The 15,884-nt window shown below is 61.5% G+C and carries 20 protein-coding genes; 12 read left to right on the top strand and 8 right to left on the bottom strand.

Features of this window, described 5'->3' with window-relative positions:
• Nucleotides 1–19: 19 nt before the first annotated feature.
• Nucleotides 20–904, top strand: a complete 885-nt coding sequence (locus ACA060_RS25755; RefSeq protein WP_497314002.1) for a sugar nucleotide-binding protein — start codon at nt 20–22, stop codon at nt 902–904.
• The gene (gene pgnE, locus ACA060_RS25750; protein ID WP_497314000.1) at nt 897–1,826 is read left to right on the top strand and encodes a UDP-N-acetylglucosamine epimerase PgnE; all 930 of its coding nucleotides are present in this window, start codon (nt 897–899) and stop codon (nt 1,824–1,826) included. The genes ACA060_RS25755 and pgnE overlap by 8 nt, the downstream gene beginning before the upstream one ends.
• 195 nt (nt 1,827–2,021) lie before the next feature.
• Here pgnE and ACA060_RS25745 read toward each other — a convergent pair whose 3' ends face one another.
• From ACA060_RS25745 to ACA060_RS25725, 5 genes are all read right to left on the bottom strand, one after another.
• Nucleotides 2,022–2,720, bottom strand: coding sequence for an OmpW/AlkL family protein (locus ACA060_RS25745; RefSeq protein WP_109635216.1), 699 nt, complete (start codon nt 2,718–2,720; stop codon nt 2,022–2,024).
• Nucleotides 2,721–2,941: 221 nt separating this feature from the next.
• Nucleotides 2,942–3,454 carry a DUF3299 domain-containing protein gene (locus ACA060_RS25740; RefSeq protein ID WP_497313998.1) on the bottom strand — a complete coding sequence of 171 codons (513 nt, stop codon included), beginning with the start codon at nt 3,452–3,454 and terminating at the stop codon, nt 2,942–2,944.
• An 11-nt stretch (nt 3,455–3,465) separates the two neighbouring features.
• Nucleotides 3,466–4,731 carry an ABC transporter permease gene (locus ACA060_RS25735; protein WP_497313996.1) on the bottom strand — a complete coding sequence of 422 codons (1,266 nt, stop codon included), beginning with the start codon at nt 4,729–4,731 and terminating at the stop codon, nt 3,466–3,468.
• 1 nt (nt 4,732) lies between these two features.
• Nucleotides 4,733–5,443 (bottom strand): ABC transporter ATP-binding protein, encoded by a 711-nt coding sequence (locus ACA060_RS25730; protein WP_497313994.1) that lies wholly within the window; start codon nt 5,441–5,443, stop codon nt 4,733–4,735.
• A gap of 136 nt (nt 5,444–5,579) precedes the next feature.
• Nucleotides 5,580–6,161 (bottom strand): DUF2796 domain-containing protein, encoded by a 582-nt coding sequence (locus ACA060_RS25725; protein ID WP_497313992.1) that lies wholly within the window; start codon nt 6,159–6,161, stop codon nt 5,580–5,582.
• 134 nt (nt 6,162–6,295) lie between these two features.
• Between ACA060_RS25725 and ACA060_RS25720 the strand changes: the two genes are divergently transcribed.
• The gene (locus ACA060_RS25720; protein ID WP_109635208.1) at nt 6,296–6,646 is read left to right on the top strand and encodes a hypothetical protein; all 351 of its coding nucleotides are present in this window, start codon (nt 6,296–6,298) and stop codon (nt 6,644–6,646) included.
• Nucleotides 6,647–6,733: 87 nt separating this feature from the next.
• Here the strand turns inward: ACA060_RS25720 and trxA are convergent, their stop codons facing one another.
• From trxA to ACA060_RS25705, 3 genes are all read right to left on the bottom strand, one after another.
• Nucleotides 6,734–7,606 (bottom strand): thioredoxin, encoded by an 873-nt coding sequence (trxA, locus tag ACA060_RS25715; RefSeq protein WP_497313990.1) that lies wholly within the window; start codon nt 7,604–7,606, stop codon nt 6,734–6,736.
• 196 nt (nt 7,607–7,802) lie between these two features.
• Nucleotides 7,803–8,459: a class I SAM-dependent methyltransferase gene (locus tag ACA060_RS25710; protein WP_497313988.1), complete on the bottom strand. Its 657-nt coding sequence runs from the start codon at nt 8,457–8,459 to the stop codon at nt 7,803–7,805.
• Nucleotides 8,456–8,920 (bottom strand): YbaY family lipoprotein, encoded by a 465-nt coding sequence (locus ACA060_RS25705; RefSeq protein WP_109636232.1) that lies wholly within the window; start codon nt 8,918–8,920, stop codon nt 8,456–8,458. Before ACA060_RS25705 ends, ACA060_RS25710 begins: the two co-directional genes overlap by 4 nt.
• A gap of 128 nt (nt 8,921–9,048) precedes the next feature.
• Here ACA060_RS25705 and nrdR point away from each other — a divergent pair, with 128 nt between their 5' ends.
• The 9 genes from nrdR (at nt 9,049) to ACA060_RS25660 (ending at nt 15,769) form a co-directional block, all read left to right on the top strand.
• Nucleotides 9,049–9,513 carry a transcriptional regulator NrdR gene (gene nrdR, locus ACA060_RS25700; protein WP_003228656.1) on the top strand — a complete coding sequence of 155 codons (465 nt, stop codon included), beginning with the start codon at nt 9,049–9,051 and terminating at the stop codon, nt 9,511–9,513.
• Complete coding sequence (ribD, locus tag ACA060_RS25695; protein WP_497313986.1) at nt 9,510–10,643, top strand: bifunctional diaminohydroxyphosphoribosylaminopyrimidine deaminase/5-amino-6-(5-phosphoribosylamino)uracil reductase RibD; 1,134 nt, start codon at nt 9,510–9,512, stop codon at nt 10,641–10,643. Before nrdR ends, ribD begins: the two co-directional genes overlap by 4 nt.
• A 46-nt stretch (nt 10,644–10,689) precedes the next feature.
• Nucleotides 10,690–11,352, top strand: a complete 663-nt coding sequence (locus ACA060_RS25690; RefSeq protein WP_497313984.1) for a riboflavin synthase — start codon at nt 10,690–10,692, stop codon at nt 11,350–11,352.
• Nucleotides 11,353–11,368: 16 nt separating this feature from the next.
• Nucleotides 11,369–12,460, top strand: a complete 1,092-nt coding sequence (gene ribBA, locus ACA060_RS25685; protein ID WP_109635198.1) for a bifunctional 3,4-dihydroxy-2-butanone-4-phosphate synthase/GTP cyclohydrolase II — start codon at nt 11,369–11,371, stop codon at nt 12,458–12,460.
• A gap of 91 nt (nt 12,461–12,551) precedes the next feature.
• Nucleotides 12,552–13,028 (top strand): 6,7-dimethyl-8-ribityllumazine synthase, encoded by a 477-nt coding sequence (gene ribH / locus ACA060_RS25680; protein ID WP_003185938.1) that lies wholly within the window; start codon nt 12,552–12,554, stop codon nt 13,026–13,028.
• Complete coding sequence (gene nusB / locus ACA060_RS25675; protein WP_008033741.1) at nt 13,025–13,525, top strand: transcription antitermination factor NusB; 501 nt, start codon at nt 13,025–13,027, stop codon at nt 13,523–13,525. The genes ribH and nusB overlap by 4 nt, the downstream gene beginning before the upstream one ends.
• 18 nt (nt 13,526–13,543) lie before the next feature.
• Nucleotides 13,544–14,509, top strand: coding sequence for a thiamine-phosphate kinase (gene thiL, locus ACA060_RS25670; protein ID WP_497313981.1), 966 nt, complete (start codon nt 13,544–13,546; stop codon nt 14,507–14,509).
• A complete protein-coding gene (locus ACA060_RS25665; RefSeq protein ID WP_403102722.1) occupies nt 14,506–15,009 on the top strand; it encodes a phosphatidylglycerophosphatase A family protein in 504 nt (167 codons plus the stop codon). Before thiL ends, ACA060_RS25665 begins: the two co-directional genes overlap by 4 nt.
• Before the next feature lie 22 nt (nt 15,010–15,031).
• Nucleotides 15,032–15,769, top strand: coding sequence for a substrate-binding periplasmic protein (locus tag ACA060_RS25660; protein WP_497313979.1), 738 nt, complete (start codon nt 15,032–15,034; stop codon nt 15,767–15,769).
• The last annotated feature ends 115 nt before the right edge of the window (nt 15,770–15,884 follow it).

Genomic DNA, 15,884 nt, shown 5'->3' with positions numbered 1-15,884 from the left:
GACTGGGCCTGCTGACTCTATGCGAATGCGCCTTATGTTACTGGGCGGCGGAAATGCCCTTGGGCAGGCGCTGATTCGCCTCGGTGCGGAGGAAGACATCGGCTTCCTCGCCCCCCGCCCACCGCAAGACGGCTGGGATGCCGCGAGCCTGACGCAACTGCTCGACGACACCCGCCCGGACGCGCTGATCAATCTCGCCTACTACTTCGACTGGTTCCAGGCGGAGACGGTCAGCGAGCAGCGTCTGGCCGGGCAGGAGCGGGCGATCGAGCGTCTGGCCGAACTGTGCCAGCATCACAACATCGTGCTGCTGCAACCGTCGAGCTATCGCGTGTTCGATGGCTCTCGGGCGACCGCCTACAGCGAAAAAGACGAACCGGTGCCGCTGGGCCTGCGCGGTCAGGCCTTGTGGCGGATCGAACAAAGCGTGCGCGCCACTTGCCCGCAACACGTGCTGCTGCGCTTCGGCTGGCTGCTCGATGACAGCCCCGACGGCACCCTCGGGCGTTTCCTCGGTCGCGCCGAACAGCCTGAAGCATTGCTGATGGCCGATGACCGCCGGGGCAACCCGACACCGGTCGACGACGCCGCGCGGGTGATCATTTCGGTGCTCAAGCAACTCGATTGTGCGGCGCCGCTGTGGGGCACCTATCATTACGCCGGGCATGAGGCGACCACGCCGCTGGCGCTTGGGCAAGCGATCCTCACCGAAGCACGCGCACTGCATCCGCTCGCCATCGAAGCGCCGACCGCCCAGGCTCACGCCGCGCGCCCGGACGCCGCCGAAGAACCGCAACACGCGGTGCTGGCCTGCAAGAAAATTCTGCACACGTTCGGGATCAAGCCTCGCGCCTGGCGTGCGGCACTCCCGGGCTTACTGGATAGGTTCTATCGCCATGGCTGACGGCCCTGTTTTAATCACCGGCGGCGCCGGTTTCATCGGCTCGCACCTGACCGATGCCTTGCTCGCCAAGGGGCATTCGGTGCGCATTCTCGATGACCTGTCCACCGGCAAACGCAGCAACCTGCCGCTGGACAACCCCAAGGTCGAACTCATCGTGGGTGACGTCGCCGATGCTGCATTGGTGGCTCAAGCAATGGTCGGTTGCAGCGCCGTGGCGCATCTGGCCGCGGTGGCTTCGGTGCAGGCCTCGGTGGACGATCCGGTGAAGACTCACCGAAGCAATTTCATCGGCTCGCTGAATGTCTGCGAAGCCATGCGCCAGGCCGACGTCAAGCGAGTGCTGTACGCCTCCAGTGCGGCGGTCTACGGCAACAATGGCGAAGGCGAGTCGATCGATGAGGACACGCCCAAGGCACCGTTGACCCCGTATGCGTCGGACAAATTGGCCAGCGAGTACTACTTCGATTTCTACCGTCGCCAGCATGATCTGGAACCGGTGATTTTCCGTTTCTTCAACATCTTCGGCCCGCGTCAGGACCCGTCCTCGCCGTATTCCGGCGTGATCAGTATTTTCAGCGAACGCGCGCAGAAAGGCCTGCCGATCACCGTGTTTGGCGATGGCGAGCAGACGCGTGATTTTGTGTACGTCGAGGATTTGGTGGACTTTCTGGTGCAAGCCATCGAGCAACCGCAGGTCGAAGTGGGCGCGGTCAATGTCGGCTGGAATCAGGCGACTTCCCTCAAGCAAATGCTTGAAGCGCTGAAGGCGGTGGTCGGTCAATTGCCACCGGTGAGTTATGGCCCGGCGCGCTCTGGTGATATCCGTCATTCGCGAGCGAACAACCGGCGATTGCTGGAGCGCTTTACCTACCCTGAGCAGACACCGATGAGTGTCGGCTTGGCGCGGTTGTTGGGGCGCTGAGGTATTCGCAGCCATGAAAAAGGCGCCTTTCGGGGCGCCTTTTTTGTGGCCGGAAATGCTTCTTTGGCCGATGCAGGACCTGTGGCGAGGGAGCTTGCTCCCGCTCGACTGCGCAGCAGTCGTCATCAATCCCGGGTCTGCTTCGCAGTCCAACGGGAGCAAGCTCCCTCGCCACTAAAGCCATTCAAGTCCTTCTTAGAATTTGTAACCCAGGCCAACCATGTAGATGAACGGGTCGACATCCACATCGACCTTGGCCCGAGTGCCCGGAGCCACGGCGTTGTTTTCTACGGTCGCCGTAGTGTCGATGTCGATGTAGCGCACCTGGGCGTTGAGCATGATGTTGTCGGTGATCATGTAGTCAGCACCGACCTGAAACGCCATGCCCCAAGAGTTATCCGCCTTGAAATTGCTGAAGCCGTTGGCCTGTGCTGCGCTGCCGACGTGCTCGTCGTAGATCCAGGTGTAGTTGATGCCGGCGCCAACGTACGGCTGGAACGCGGACTTCCCGTCCAGCGGGTAGTACACAACGCTCAAGGTCGGCGGCAGGTGTTTCAGGGTGCCGAGTTTGCCGTTGGCCGCGCCCAGGGCGGTGCCTTTGATCTTCACGTCATGCTCGAATGGCGAGGCGGCCAGCAGCTCGATCCCCCAGTGGCTGTCGATCATGTAAGCGAAGTTCAGACCCAGCTGCGTGTCGCTGCCCATGGTGGCCTTGCCACCCAGGTCGGCGCCGGCCAGCGGGCCTTGATCGACCTTGACGCTGGAGCTGTCGGCTTTCGGGTTGATGGTGATTGCACCGGCACGAACGAGGATGTCGCCGGCGTCATGGGCGTAGGCGAGCGGGGCTGCGAGCGCGAGGGCGAACAGCGAAGCGCTGAGCAAGGACTTGTGCATGGAGGCTCCAAAGGACGTTAAAAATGATCGATGTCCAATGGTACGGAGGCGTCTGATACGGTCTTTTGATTCAGCTCAATGAAACAGTGATGGTGCTGATTTTTGTGGAACCTTTGATGGCCTCTTCGCGAGCAAGCCCGCTCCCACATTGGAATGCGATCAAATGTGGGAGCGGGCTTGCTCGCGAAGGCTATCTATCAAACACCACATGACTCCCGGATTCACTCCGGCAATTCATACACATAAATCTTGTCCGCCTCCATCTGATACCCCGCATCCGCCAGCTCGCTGGTCGACGCTTTGACTTGCAACGCCCCCTCGATCCAGTACGGCTGGTACAGCTCATCCAGCTTCACGCCCACTTCGCTTTTTACGTGCACGATCTGGTTCGACGGTGGTGGCGGCACGTGGATACAGGCGCCGAAATACGGCACCAGCAAAAACTCCGTGGTGCGTCCTTCCTCGCTCACTTCCAGCGGCACGATGTAGCCCGGCAAGCGAATGTTCTGCCCGTCGAGACTTTTCACCACCGGCGCATTGGGCATGTCCTGCTTGGCGGCGGGCGCCGACTCCAGTGCGCTGCTCATCTGCGACAGGTCATGCAGCGGTGTCATGTTCGGCACTTCCGGCATGGCGTCCGGCGGGATCATTTCTGACCAGGTCAGTTCTTTCGGCTCGGCCGCCCACAGCGGCAGGGCGACCAGCATCAACAGCGCAAGCAGGGCGCGGGGCATCATTAACGTCCTCATAGTCGGATCGACAGGCCATCGGCCAGGGATTGGCGATACGCGCGCCACGCCGGCACGCTGCCCATCAGCAACGCGGCGATCAGGATGCCACCGAGCAGCGTCCATTCATATTCACTGGGCCAGGCGAGCGGCAAGTACAAGCCGTAATTGGCCTGCACATACCCCTGGGCCAGGGCGATGCCCACGTACAAAAGCCCCAGCCCGGCGATCACACCCGACAACGCCAAGGCAAACGCCTCCAGCACCAGCAACGACGCGATGTGCCACGGCCGCGCGCCGACCGAGCGCAGAATCGCCATCTCGCGGCGTCGTTCGTTGAGGCTGGTGAGAATCGCCGTGAGCATGCCGATCAACCCGGTCAGCACCACAAACAGCGAGACCACGAACAAGGCTTTTTCCGCCGTGCTCATCAGACTCCACAGCTCTTGCAGCGCCACGCCGGGCAGGATCGCCAGCATCGGCTCGCCACGAAATTCGTTAATTTCACGTTGCATGGCGAAGGTCGAAATCTTGCTGTTGAGACCGAGCATGAACGCGGTGATCGCTTGCGGCGTCAGGTCCATGTTGCGCGCCTGATCGGCGCTGATCCGGCCTTTGCCCTGGGCCGGCACACCGTTGTGCCAGTCGACGTGAATCGCTTCCATGCCGCCGAGGCTGATGTGCAACGTGCGGTCCACCGGGGTGCCGGTGCGTTTGAGAATGCCGACCACGGTGAACGGTTTGTCGTCGTGTTTGACCAGGCTGATCACCGCCACGCCATGGGCCAGCACCAGTTTGTCGCCGAGCTTGTAGTGCAGCGCCTCCGCCACTTCGGCACCGAGCACCACTTCGAACGGATCGCTGGCGAAGGCGCGGCCATCGGCCAGTTCCAGGTGTTGCTGATGACCGTATTGATAGTGTTCGAAGTACGCCTCGGTGGTGCCCATCACCCGGTAACCGCGATGGGAATCGCCGAGCGACATCGGGATCGCCCACTTCACTTTCGGATTGTTGGCGAAGTGCTCGAAGCTGTCCCAACGGATGTTGTTGGTGGCGTTGCCGATGCGGAATACCGAGTACAGCAACAGGTTCACCGAACCGGAGCGTGCGCCGACGATCAGGTCGGTGCCGCTGATGGTGCTGGCGAAACTGGCCTTGGCTTCGGTGCGCACCCGTTCCACGGCCAACAGCAAGCAAACCGATAATGCGATGGCGAACGCGGTGAGAATCGCGGTGAAGCGGCGGTTAGCCAGGCTGGCCATCGCAAGACGAAACAAATACATCTCAGACCTCGAACGGGGTGGCGGCGCGATTGAGATCGGCCAGCGACAAGTGGCGATCGAACAGCGGCGCGAGGCTTTGGTCGTGGCTGACAAACAACAGGCTCGAGCCGGCTTCGCGGCATTCGGCGAACAGCAGGCGAATGAAGTTTTCGCGAGCGTCGTAATCCAGGGCCGAGGTCGGTTCGTCGGCGATCACCAGTTCCGGCTGACCGATCAATGCGCGCGCGGCGGCGACCCGTTGCTGCTGGCCGATGGACAGCGAGTCGGCGCGGCGGCTGAGGATACTTTCATCCTTCAAACCCAAATGCGCGAGCAGGGTGGCCGCGGCCTGGTCGACGCTACCGTGGCGTTGTTTCGCCCGTTCGGTGCGCAGCCTGGAGAAGTGGCAGGGCAGTTCGACGTTCTCGCGCACCGAGAGAAACGGCAGCAGGTTGAACTGTTGGAAGATGTAGCCGGTGTGATCCACGCGAAAGCGGTCACGCGCGCCGGCACCGAGTTCGGTCAGTTCCTGGCCCAGCAGGCGAATGCTGCCGCGATCGGGTTTCTGAACGCCGCCGAGCAGTCCGAGCAGGGTGGTTTTACCACTCCCGCTGGGACCTTTGAGGAACAGCGTTTCACCGGGTTCCAGGCGAAACGCCGGGATGTCCAGCAGCGGCGGGTGACCTGGCCAGCTGAAGCCCAGGTCGGACAGTTCGATGAGTGCTTGGGTCATGTGAAACCGGTCAGGTTGGTGTTGAACCCTGTAGGAGCGAGGCTTGCCCGCGAAGAGGCCATCACGTTCAACAGTGATGTCGACTGTAACGACGTCTTCGCGGGCAAGCCTCGCTCCTACAGTGGCGAGGTTAAATTCAGAATTTCAGGGCGGCCGCCTTGGCCGTCACTTCAACCCCTTGCTGGCCGCTCGGGCTGATCAGTTGTACCTGAATCTTCTGGGTAGCCGGGAAGGTATTGAAGATGTTCGCCAGGTCCAGGGTTTTCAGCGCGCCCGGGGCCGAGCAGGTGAATTGATAGTGCGCGTGGATTTCGCTGTGGTCGTGGTGATGTTCGTCTTTGGCATCTTCGTCATCAGCGTCTGGCTTGTCACCGAACAGCGGGCTTTCCAGTTCCTGGGTCGCCACTACACAACCGGCGGCTTTCGGCAGGTTGAACAGTGACAACGGTTTCTCAAGCTGTGCACGAGCGGCGGCGACTTTGGCCTTGTCGGCGTCAGTGGTGGCAACGTGTTCGAAGCCCACCAGGTTCATCGCCGGGCTTTCCAGTTCCAGCTCCAGGGTCTGACCGTCCAGCGCTGCATTCAGGCGAGCGACGCCATGTTCGTGGGCGCTGAGGCTGCCGTGTTCATGATCGTGGTCGTGATCATGTTCTTCAGCGGCGTGGGCGACGGCCAGCGGCAACAGGGCAAACGGCAGAGCGAGAAGCAGACGGCGCATGGCGGGTCTCCGAAAGTAAAATGAAGAGTTTGTTATGTAATCTTATAACGAAAGTGCGAGGAGTTTGACCGCCTGCTTGGCGTTGCGCAAGTCACATGGGAGCATGCAAGTCAGAAATGTGCAGGAGCAGACTTATGTTGCGTATACGCGGAAGCATCGGCGACTGGCCGGTGGATTTGACGTTGGAGATGGATGACGCCGACTGGGCTCGGTTCGGCGCGCAGTTGCAGGTGGTCACACCTGACACCAGTGCAGCCAGTGCTGCCCCGGCCAAGCCGATGAACCAGGATGATGCGCTGTGGCAGATCGCCAAAGACTTGCTGCGCAAGGCCGGGCAATTGAGCGGGCCGGATTTGCTGGAGCAGCTGGAAGGACTGACCGGCAGCGCGGCGTCGGGCAAGCGCCTGCTGGTGCGCCTGCGCCATTGCGCGGAGGTGAAAGTGTCGAGCGGCGGGGATACGCCGCTCTACAGCTGGATCGAGTAAACCGCAAAGATCGCAGCAGCTCTTACAGGGAAACAAGATCCCCTGTAGGAGCTGTCGAGTGAAACGAGGCTGCGATCTTTTGATCTTTCAATAAAGCGCAGCAAACAACTTGCGGCGGTAAGTGGTCACCAGCGGATGATCATTGCCCAGCAGTTCGAAGACCTGCAGCAGGGTCTTGTGCGGCAAGCCTTCGCTGTAGCTGCGATTGCGGATGAACAGTTTCAGCAAGGCATCCAGCGCGGCGTCGTATTGCTGGCGGGCCAGTTGCTGGATCGCCAGTTGATACACCGCTTCATCGTCCTGCGCGTTTTTCGCCAGACGTGCTTTCAGGTCTGCGGCATCCGGCAAATCCTTGGCCTGACCCAGGAACTGGATCTGCGCCTTGGCGCCGGCCAGCGCGGCTTTGTGCTCATCGCTTTTCACCGCGTCGAGCACGGTTTGGGCTTCGCCCAGTTCGCCACGTTCAGTCAGGCAACGGGCATAGAGGATCAAGGCGCCAGCGTTAGTGTTGTCTTCGCCCAGTAGCACTTTGAGCGCGGCCTCGGCGTCGGCGAAACGGCTGTCATCGAACAGCGCCTGGGCCTGTTCGAACGGATCGGCGGCTGCGGGTGGCGGCATTTGTACGTGAGGCTCAAGCATCGCCCGCACAGCCGATTCCGGTTGCGCACCGGCAAAACCGTCCACCGGCTGACCGTCCTTGAACAACACCACCGTCGGCAGGCTGCGAATGCCGAAACGGGCAACGATGTCTTGTTCGAGATCGCAGTTGACCTTGGCCAGCAACAACTCGCCCTGATAGCTTTCGGCGATGGTCTGCAGCATCGGCATCAGCACTTTGCAGGGCGCACACCATTCGGCCCAGAAATCCACCAGCACCGGTTTGTGGAAAGAGTTCTCGATCACCGACTGGTCGAAATCGGCGGTCGTGGCGTCGAAGATGTACGGCGTTTCCTGACTCATGGGGGATCTCTTGGAAGCGTGAATGGGGCAACTATACGGCTTGACGGGGGGCGGCCGGAAGCGGGGTGGCGGTTGAGAGGTATGTTGCCTGACCGGACGCCTTCGCGGGCAAGCCCGCTCCCACAGGGATCTTCTGTGAATGTAATCTTTGTGAACAACACAGAACACTGTGGGAGCGGGCTTGTTCGCGAAGCTTTCAGGCGCGCCGCGCGTGGTACAGGCTCACATGCCGAAACTCTTCAGGTTCGGCCAGATCCGGCAGGGTCATCGCTTCCAGCATTTCGATACGTTGATAGAGCGGATGCCTGAAATCCCTCACCCGCGAATCCGCCACCAATGCCTCCTGGCCGCGGCTCAAAAACTGATCAAGCAATGGCAAGTTCGCCCGGTCATACAAAACGTCGGCCACCAGAATCAGATCAAACCGGTCCGCCTCGGCGAAAAAATCCGACGAGTAGCTCAGCTCCACTTCATTGAGTTCAGCATTCGCCCGGCACGCGGCAATCGCCAGCGGATCCAGGTCACAGGCCACCACTTCCAGCGCCCCGGCCTTGACTGCTGCAATTCCTGCCACCCCGGAACCGGCGCCAAAATCCAGCACCCGTTTGCCTTTGACCCATTCTGGAAACGCTGCCAGATAACGGGCCACCGCCAAACCGCTGGCCCAGCAGAAACTCCAGTACGGCGGCTCATGCAGAATCCGCCGGGTTTCTTCCGGGCTGAACGCGCGGTCCATGTTGTCGCCGTCGATCAACCAGAGTTTCAGCTCGGTGCCGGGTAACGGGACAGGCACCAGCTGCGCATCACCGAGCAATTCACCCAACGCCTGTTGCAGGTCGAGCGGTGCAGTCATGGCGCTTTGACGAATTGCAACTGACCCAAGGCCTGAGTCGTCGGCTGGGTAATGACTTGCGACGGCAGATGCAAAATCAGCTGACCGGACTGGCTGGCACGGCCGCGCAGTTCAACACGCACGCCCGCCGGGAACGATTCCGGGTTGAAGCGCAGGTGAAACGGCAGAATCTGATTGGTGCCGATCAGGCTGGAGCTGGCGAGCAATTGTTGCGGACGGTCCTGGGCATCGATCACCAGCAGCGCCAGCTCGACTTCGGCACCGGCCGGTATGCCTTGCAGGGTGCCGCTCAATTCACGCTGATACGCGGGCAACGGGCCGAGGTTGGCGGATTCCTTGGCTTTTTTCTGCGCCGCCTGCGGGGCGGGCCCTGGCGTTGGCGGCTGAGGCTTGGGCGCATCGCTGCTGCAGGCCACCAGCAGGCTGAAAACACTGAGCAATACGAGCGGTCTTAGGGACATTTGCGGCTCCAGCAAGGTGAAATCCATGGATCAAGCTCTATAGCCAGTCTGTATACCGCAAACCCTATGGCTTGTCTTGCCACGGGGATGCGCTACCATGGCCCTCCCTTTTTTTGTTGCCTGCCACCATGCACTGTCCCTTCTGCGGTGCCAACGACACCAAGGTCATCGACTCGCGTCTGGTCGCCGAGGGCGAACAGGTGCGCCGCCGGCGTGAATGCCTGGCCTGCGGCGAGCGTTTCACGACGTTCGAGACTGCCGAACTGGTGTTGCCGCGCCTGATCAAAACCGACGGTAGCCGTCAGCCCTTCGACGAAGAAAAACTTCGCGCCGGCATGCAGCGCGCGCTGGAGAAGCGCCCGGTGAGTGTCGAACGCCTCGAATCGTCGCTGGTGCACATCAAACACAAACTGCGCGCCACCGGTGAACGCGAGGTCAAATCCCTCGTGGTCGGTGAGCTGGTGATGGCCGAGCTGCAAAAGCTCGACGAAGTCGCTTACATTCGTTTCGCCTCCGTGTATCGGCGCTTCCAGGATCTCAACGAGTTCCGCGAAGAGATCGATCGCCTGGCCCGTGAGCCGGTGAAAGAATGACCACCACCCCGGAACAAGCCATCCTCGACGCCCATTACATGGCCCGCGCCCTGGAATTGGCGCGCAAAGGCCACTACACGACCCACCCCAACCCTCGGGTCGGCTGTGTAATCGTGAAGGACGGGCAAATTGTCGGCGAAGGCTGGCATGTGCGCACCGGCGAACCCCATGCCGAAGTTCACGCCCTGCGCGCCGCTGGCGACAAGGCCCGAGGCGCCACCGCTTACGTGACCCTCGAACCGTGCAGCCACCATGGCCACACGCCGCCCTGTGCCGATGCGCTGGTGAATGCCGGCCTCGCACGGGTCGTCGCGGCGATGCAGGACCCGAATCCGTCGGTGGCCGGTCGCGGTATGCAACGCCTGGCCCAGGCTGGCATCGCTGTCGAAAGCGGCGTGCTCGAAGGCGAGGCGCGCAAGCTCAACGAAGGTTTCCTCAAGCGCATGGAACACGGCTTGCCGTTCGTGCGGGTGAAGCTGGCCATGAGCCTGGACGGTCGCACGGCGATGGAAAGCGGCGAGAGCCAATGGATCACTGGCCCAGCGGCGCGCTCAGCAGTACAACGCCTGCGCGCCCAGGCCAGCGTGGTGCTGACCGGCGCCGACACGGTGCTGGCGGACAACGCCCGATTGACCGTGCGGGCCGATGAACTGGGTCTGGACCCCGAGCAAACGGCCCTGGCCATGAGCCGTCCGCCGCTGCGCGTGCTGATCGACGGCCGTTTACGCGTGCCGCTGGACGCTCCGTTCTTCAAGGCTGGCCCGGCACTGGTCGCCACTTGCATGGCGATTGAAGAGCAATACGCCAACGGTCCGGAATGCCTGATCGTGGCCGGTGACGATGGCCTGGTCGACCTGCGCAAGTTGCTGGTCGAACTCGCCGCCCGTGGGGTCAATGAAGTGTTGGTCGAAGCGGGTCCGCGTCTGGCGGGGGCTTTTGCCCAGCAAGGTCTGGTGGATGAATTCCAGATTTTTATCGCCGGCAAGTTCCTCGGCTCCTCGGCTCGCCCATTACTGGACTGGCCGCTCGCGCAAATGAAAGACGCGCCCGAGCTCAAAATCACCGAAATTCGCGCGGTTGGCGATGACTGGCGAGTCATCGCCATTCCTGCGCCGGCGGCGAGCGTATAATTCCCGGCCTGCGCCACGCGACGGCTTTGTTCTCGAGGAGGACTCCATGTTTACCGGCATCATCGAATCCATCGGCAGTATTCGTGCATTGACCCCAAAAGGCGGAGATGTGCGGGTCCACGTAGAAACCGGCAAGCTCGACCTGAGCGACGTCAAACTGGGCGACAGCATCGCGGTGAACGGCGTGTGCCTGACCGCCGTTGAATTGCCGGGCAATGGCTTTGCCGCGGACGTCAGTCGCGAAACCCTCGACTGCACCGCCATGAATGACCTGAAAAGCGGCAGCCCGGTAAACCTGGAAAAAGCCCTGACCCCGACCACTCGCCTCGGCGGGCATCTGGTCAGCGGTCATGTCGACGGGGTGGGCGAAGTGGTTGCCCGTACCGAGAATGCCCGTGCCGTGGAATTCCGCATCCGTGCGCCGAAGGACCTGGCCAAGTACATCGCCCATAAAGGCTCGATCACCGTCGACGGCACCAGCCTGACCGTGAACGCGGTCGATGGCGCCGAGTTCATGCTGACTATCATTCCGCACACCCTGAGCGAAACCATCATGGCGTCGTACCAGCCAGGTCGCCGGGTGAACCTCGAAGTCGACTTGCTGGCACGTTATCTGGAGCGCCTGTTGTTGGGCGACAAGGCCGCAGAGCCAGCCTCCAGTAACATCACTGAAAGCTTTCTGGCCGCCAACGGCTACCTCAAATCCTGACTGAAGGGGGTGCCTTGTGGCGCTCAATAGCATCGAAGAACTGGTTGAAGACATCCGCCAAGGCAAGATGGTCATCCTCATGGATGACGAAGACCGCGAGAACGAAGGTGACCTGATCATGGCCGCCGAGTGCTGCAAGGCCGAACACATCAACTTCATGGCCAAGCACGCCCGTGGCCTGATCTGCATGCCGATGAGCCGCGAGCGCTGCGAGCTGCTCAAGCTGCCTTTGATGGCACCGCGCAATGGTTCCGGTTTCGGCACCAAGTTCACCGTGTCCATCGAAGCGGCCGAAGGCGTGACCACCGGCATCTCCGCTGCCGACCGCGCGCGCACCGTGCAAGCGGCCGCAGCGAAAGACGCCAAGGCTGAAGACATCGTCAGCCCTGGCCACATCTTCCCGCTGATGGCTCAGGCCGGCGGCACCCTGGCGCGCGCTGGCCACACCGAAGCGGCCTGCGACCTGGCGCGCATGGCCGGTTTCGAGCCAAGCGGCGTGATCTGCGAAGTGATGAACGACGACGGCACCATGTCCCGTCGCACTGAACTCGAAGCCTTCGCGGCCGAGCACAACATCAAGATCGGCACCATCGCCGACCTGATTCACTACCGGATGATCCACGAACGTACCGTTCAGCGGATTGCCGAGCAGCCTTTGGACAGCGAACTGGGCCAGTTCAACCTGGTGACCTATCGTGATTCCGTGGAAGGCGACGTGCACATGGCCCTGACCCTGGGCACCGTGTGCGCTGAAGAACCGACCCTGGTTCGCGTACACAACATGGACCCGCTGCGCGACCTGTTGATGGTCAAGCAACCGGGCCGCTGGAGCCTGCGCGCCGCGATGGCTGCGGTCGCCGAGGCGGGCAGCGGCGTGGTGCTGTTGCTCGGTCACCCGCTCGATGGCGACGTGTTGCTGGCGCACATCCGTGAAACTGCGGACCAGACGGCCGTGAAAAAACCGACCACTTACAGCATCGTTGGTGCCGGTTCGCAGATCCTTCGGGACCTGGGCGTACGCAAAATGCGCTTGATGTCGGCGCCAATGAAATTTAATGCGATATCCGGTTTCGATCTGGAAGTTGTAGAATACGTGCCCTCCGAATAATGACCGGTTGTTTCCAGTCCTTGATTCGCGGCTAACACATCACTGAGGGATGCGTAGAAAACGCGTCCCGGCTCTTTAAGAGATCTAACGAATGACCCTGAAGACCATCGAAGGTACCTTCATCGCCCCTAAAGGCCGCTACGCTTTGGTAGTGGGCCGTTTCAACAGCTTCGTCGTTGAAAGCCTGGTCAGCGGTGCAGTTGATGCCCTGGTTCGCCACGGCGTAAGCGAAAGCGACATCACCATCATCCGCGCGCCTGGCGCCTTCGAAATCCCGCTGGTTGCGCAGAAAGTCGCTCAGAAGGGCGAATACGCGGCAATCATCGCCCTGGGCGCGGTCATTCGTGGCGGTACTCCGCACTTCGAATACGTGGCGGGCGAATGCACCAAGGGCCTGGCCCAGGTGTCCATGGAGTTCGGCGTACCGGTCGCTTTCGGCGTCCTGACCGTTGATTCCATCGAGCAAGCCATCGAACGTTCCGGCACCAAGGCCGGTAACAAAGGTGCCGAAGCTGCCCTGTCCGCTCTGGAAATGGTCAGCCTGCTGGCGCAGTTGGAGGCCAAGTGATTAGCGACGAAAGCGATCGTTTCAACCCGCGCGATCCAAAGCCTGCGGATGCTGGCAAGCCATCGAAAAGCGTCAAGCGTCGCGAAGCCCGTCAGCTCGCGACTCAAGCGCTGTACCAGTGGCACATGGCCAAGCAGTCGCTGAACGAGATCGAAGCGCAGTTTCGGGTCGATAACGATTTCAGCGATGTCGACGGCGCCTACTTCCGTGAAATCCTGCACGGGGTTCCAGCGCAGAAGGACAAGATCGACGCCGCTCTCAAGCCTTGCCTGGACCTGACCATCGAAGAGCTGGACCCGGTTGAACTGGCGGTATTGCGCCTGTCCACCTGGGAACTGCTTGAGCGTGTCGACGTCCCTTACCGCGTTGTGATCAACGAAGGTATCGAGCTGGCGAAAGTCTTCGGTTCCACCGACGGCCACAAATTCGTCAACGGTGTACTCGACAAGCTGGCCCCGCGTCTGCGTGAAGCTGAAGTGAAGGCGTTCAAGCGCTAATCGGCGCTTGCAATCGCTATGGGTGAGTTTGAGCTGATCCGCAATTTCTTCGCCGCCGCGCCTTGTGCGCAAGGCGGTGAAGGCGTTGCCCTCGGGATCGGCGATGACTGCGCCTTGCTCGCTGTTCCTCCCGGGGAACAGTTGGCGATTTCCACCGACACGCTGGTTGCCGGCGTGCATTTCGCAGATCCTTGCGACCCGTTTCTGCTCGGTCAGCGTTCGCTGGCTGTAGCCGTCAGCGATCTGGCCGCCATGGGCGCCACCCCAATTGCCTTTACCCTTGCCCTGACCTTGCCGACGGTGACCGCCGATTGGCTGGACGCCTACGCCCGTGGTTTGAATGCCATGGCGCAGAGCTGTGGCGTGGCGCTGGTGGGCGGCGATACCACGCGCGGGCCGCTGAGTCTGACGATGACCGTGTTCGGTCGTGTGCCGGCCGGCAAGGCGTTGACCCGCCGGGGGGCGCAGCCCGGCGATTTGCTCTGCGTGGGCGGTGAGTTGGGCAATGCGGCGGGTGCCTTGCCGCTGGTGTTGGGGCAGCGTACGGCTGAAACCGCCATCGCCGACCCATTGCTGGCCCATTACTGGTCACCGCAGCCGCAACTGGCGTTGGGTCAGGCGCTGCGTGGCAAAGCCACCTCGGCATTGGACATCTCCGACGGCCTGCTCGCGGACTGCGGGCATATCGCCCTGGCGTCGAATGTCGGCATTCAGGTTGAACGCGACCGCTTACCGCTGTCGAACGCTCTAGTTGCCTTCCTCGGCCAGCCGGGTGCTGAAGACGCGGCCCTGAGTGGCGGCGATGACTATGTACTGGCCTTCAGCCTACCGTCCGTCGAGTTGCCCGCGTTGCTGGCCGCCGGCTGGCCGATCCACATGGTCGGACGTGTGGTGGCAGGGCAGGGCGTTGTGCTGCTGGATGCCGCTGGGCAAGACATCACCCCGCAAACCCGGGGCTATCAACATTTTCGGGAGACACCGTGACAGATCATCCCAAACAGGTCCCGGCGGAATTCGTACCGCCTTCGGTCTGGCGCAATCCCTGGCATTTCCTGGCGTTCGGCTTCGGTTCGGGCACCTTGCCAAAAGCGCCGGGCACTTGGGGGTCGTTAGTTGCGCTACCCTTCATCCCGTTGTGGCAGATGCTGCCCGACTGGGGTTACTGGCTGATGCTCGGCGTCACCATGCTGTTCGGCTTCTGGCTGTGCGGCAAGGTCGCCGACGATCTGCGGGTCCACGACCACGAAGGCATCGTCTGGGACGAAATGGTCGGGATGTGGATCACCCTGTGGCTGGTGCCAGAAGGTTGGTACTGGTTGCTCGCGGGGTTCTTGGTGTTCCGCTTCTTCGACATTCTCAAGCCCTGGCCGATTCACTGGATCGACCGGCATGTGCACGGTGGCGTCGGGATCATGCTCGATGACGTATTGGCAGGTGTGTTTGCGTGGTTGGCGATGCAGGGGCTGGTATGGATTTTCGCCTGACGGGCGAGACAGGGGACTAAGGATGGCTCGGCGCCGGTTGGCTGTGATGGTGTTCGCCATGTTTTGCTCGTTCGCCCAGGCGGAGGATGCCGCGACGACGCCCTCCGTGATCCATCTGGCCAGCGAGGAATGGGAAGACTATACCGCTGCTGACGGGCATGGCCTGGGGTGGGATGTGCTGCGGGAAGTGTTCGAACCGGCCGGGATCAAACTGGCTTTTCGTACCGAACCTTACACCCGCGCCGTGGGCCTGGCCCAGCGTGGTGAAGTGGATGCCTGTGTCGGTTCTTACCGTGACGAGGCCAGTGATGTGCTTTATCCACGCTGGAATTATGATACCGATCACATCTACGCCCTAGGCCTGGCCAGTAATCCGGCGCCGACCCCGGAAACCCTTGGCAACTATCGACTGGCCTGGGTCCGCGGTTACGAGTACCAGAAATACCTGCCCGGCGTGCAGCGCTATAACGAGGTCGTGCGGCGCACCGGCATTCTGTCGATGCTGACCCGTAACCGTGCCGACTTCTACATCGACGCACTGACCGAGGTCGACTACATCCTGAAGTGGGCCAAGGATCCGTCTCAGTTTCGGCGCACTCATATTGCGGAATTGCCGCTGTACCTGTGCTTCGCCGATACGCCCAAGGCTCGCGCATTGATGGCGCTGTTCGATCAGCGCATGGAACTGCTGGTGAAAAGCGGCCGATTGAAACCGATCTTCGAACGCTGGAAACAACCCTATCCGTTCAACCCGAACTGAACACGGTCAATGTGGGAGCGGGCTTGCTCGCGAAAACGGTAGTTCAGTCAACATTTCAGTCGACTGACAGCCCGCATTCGCGAGCAAGCCCGCTCCCACAGGGGTTGATGGTGGG

It is taken from the genome of Pseudomonas sp. LBUM1671 (genome assembly GCF_059695685.1).
The sequence above is the reverse complement of the archived record's forward strand: the minus strand, read 5'-3'. Positions and strand labels throughout refer to the sequence as shown.

Coding starts and splice junctions, on each gene's coding strand:
- ACA060_RS25755 (WP_497314002.1), top strand. CDS start 20: ATGCGAATGCGCCTTATGTTACTGGGCGGCGGAAATGCCCTTGGGCAG.
- pgnE (WP_497314000.1), top strand. CDS start 897: ATGGCTGACGGCCCTGTTTTAATCACCGGCGGCGCCGGTTTCATCGGC.
- ACA060_RS25745 (WP_109635216.1), bottom strand. CDS start 2,720: ATGCACAAGTCCTTGCTCAGCGCTTCGCTGTTCGCCCTCGCGCTCGCA.
- ACA060_RS25740 (WP_497313998.1), bottom strand. CDS start 3,454: ATGCCCCGCGCCCTGCTTGCGCTGTTGATGCTGGTCGCCCTGCCGCTG.
- ACA060_RS25735 (WP_497313996.1), bottom strand. CDS start 4,731: ATGTATTTGTTTCGTCTTGCGATGGCCAGCCTGGCTAACCGCCGCTTC.
- ACA060_RS25730 (WP_497313994.1), bottom strand. CDS start 5,443: ATGACCCAAGCACTCATCGAACTGTCCGACCTGGGCTTCAGCTGGCCA.
- ACA060_RS25725 (WP_497313992.1), bottom strand. CDS start 6,161: ATGCGCCGTCTGCTTCTCGCTCTGCCGTTTGCCCTGTTGCCGCTGGCC.
- ACA060_RS25720 (WP_109635208.1), top strand. CDS start 6,296: ATGTTGCGTATACGCGGAAGCATCGGCGACTGGCCGGTGGATTTGACG.
- trxA (WP_497313990.1), bottom strand. CDS start 7,606: ATGAGTCAGGAAACGCCGTACATCTTCGACGCCACGACCGCCGATTTC.
- ACA060_RS25710 (WP_497313988.1), bottom strand. CDS start 8,459: ATGACTGCACCGCTCGACCTGCAACAGGCGTTGGGTGAATTGCTCGGT.
- ACA060_RS25705 (WP_109636232.1), bottom strand. CDS start 8,920: ATGTCCCTAAGACCGCTCGTATTGCTCAGTGTTTTCAGCCTGCTGGTG.
- nrdR (WP_003228656.1), top strand. CDS start 9,049: ATGCACTGTCCCTTCTGCGGTGCCAACGACACCAAGGTCATCGACTCG.
- ribD (WP_497313986.1), top strand. CDS start 9,510: ATGACCACCACCCCGGAACAAGCCATCCTCGACGCCCATTACATGGCC.
- ACA060_RS25690 (WP_497313984.1), top strand. CDS start 10,690: ATGTTTACCGGCATCATCGAATCCATCGGCAGTATTCGTGCATTGACC.
- ribH (WP_003185938.1), top strand. CDS start 12,552: ATGACCCTGAAGACCATCGAAGGTACCTTCATCGCCCCTAAAGGCCGC.
- thiL (WP_497313981.1), top strand. CDS start 13,544: ATGGGTGAGTTTGAGCTGATCCGCAATTTCTTCGCCGCCGCGCCTTGT.
- ACA060_RS25660 (WP_497313979.1), top strand. CDS start 15,032: ATGGCTCGGCGCCGGTTGGCTGTGATGGTGTTCGCCATGTTTTGCTCG.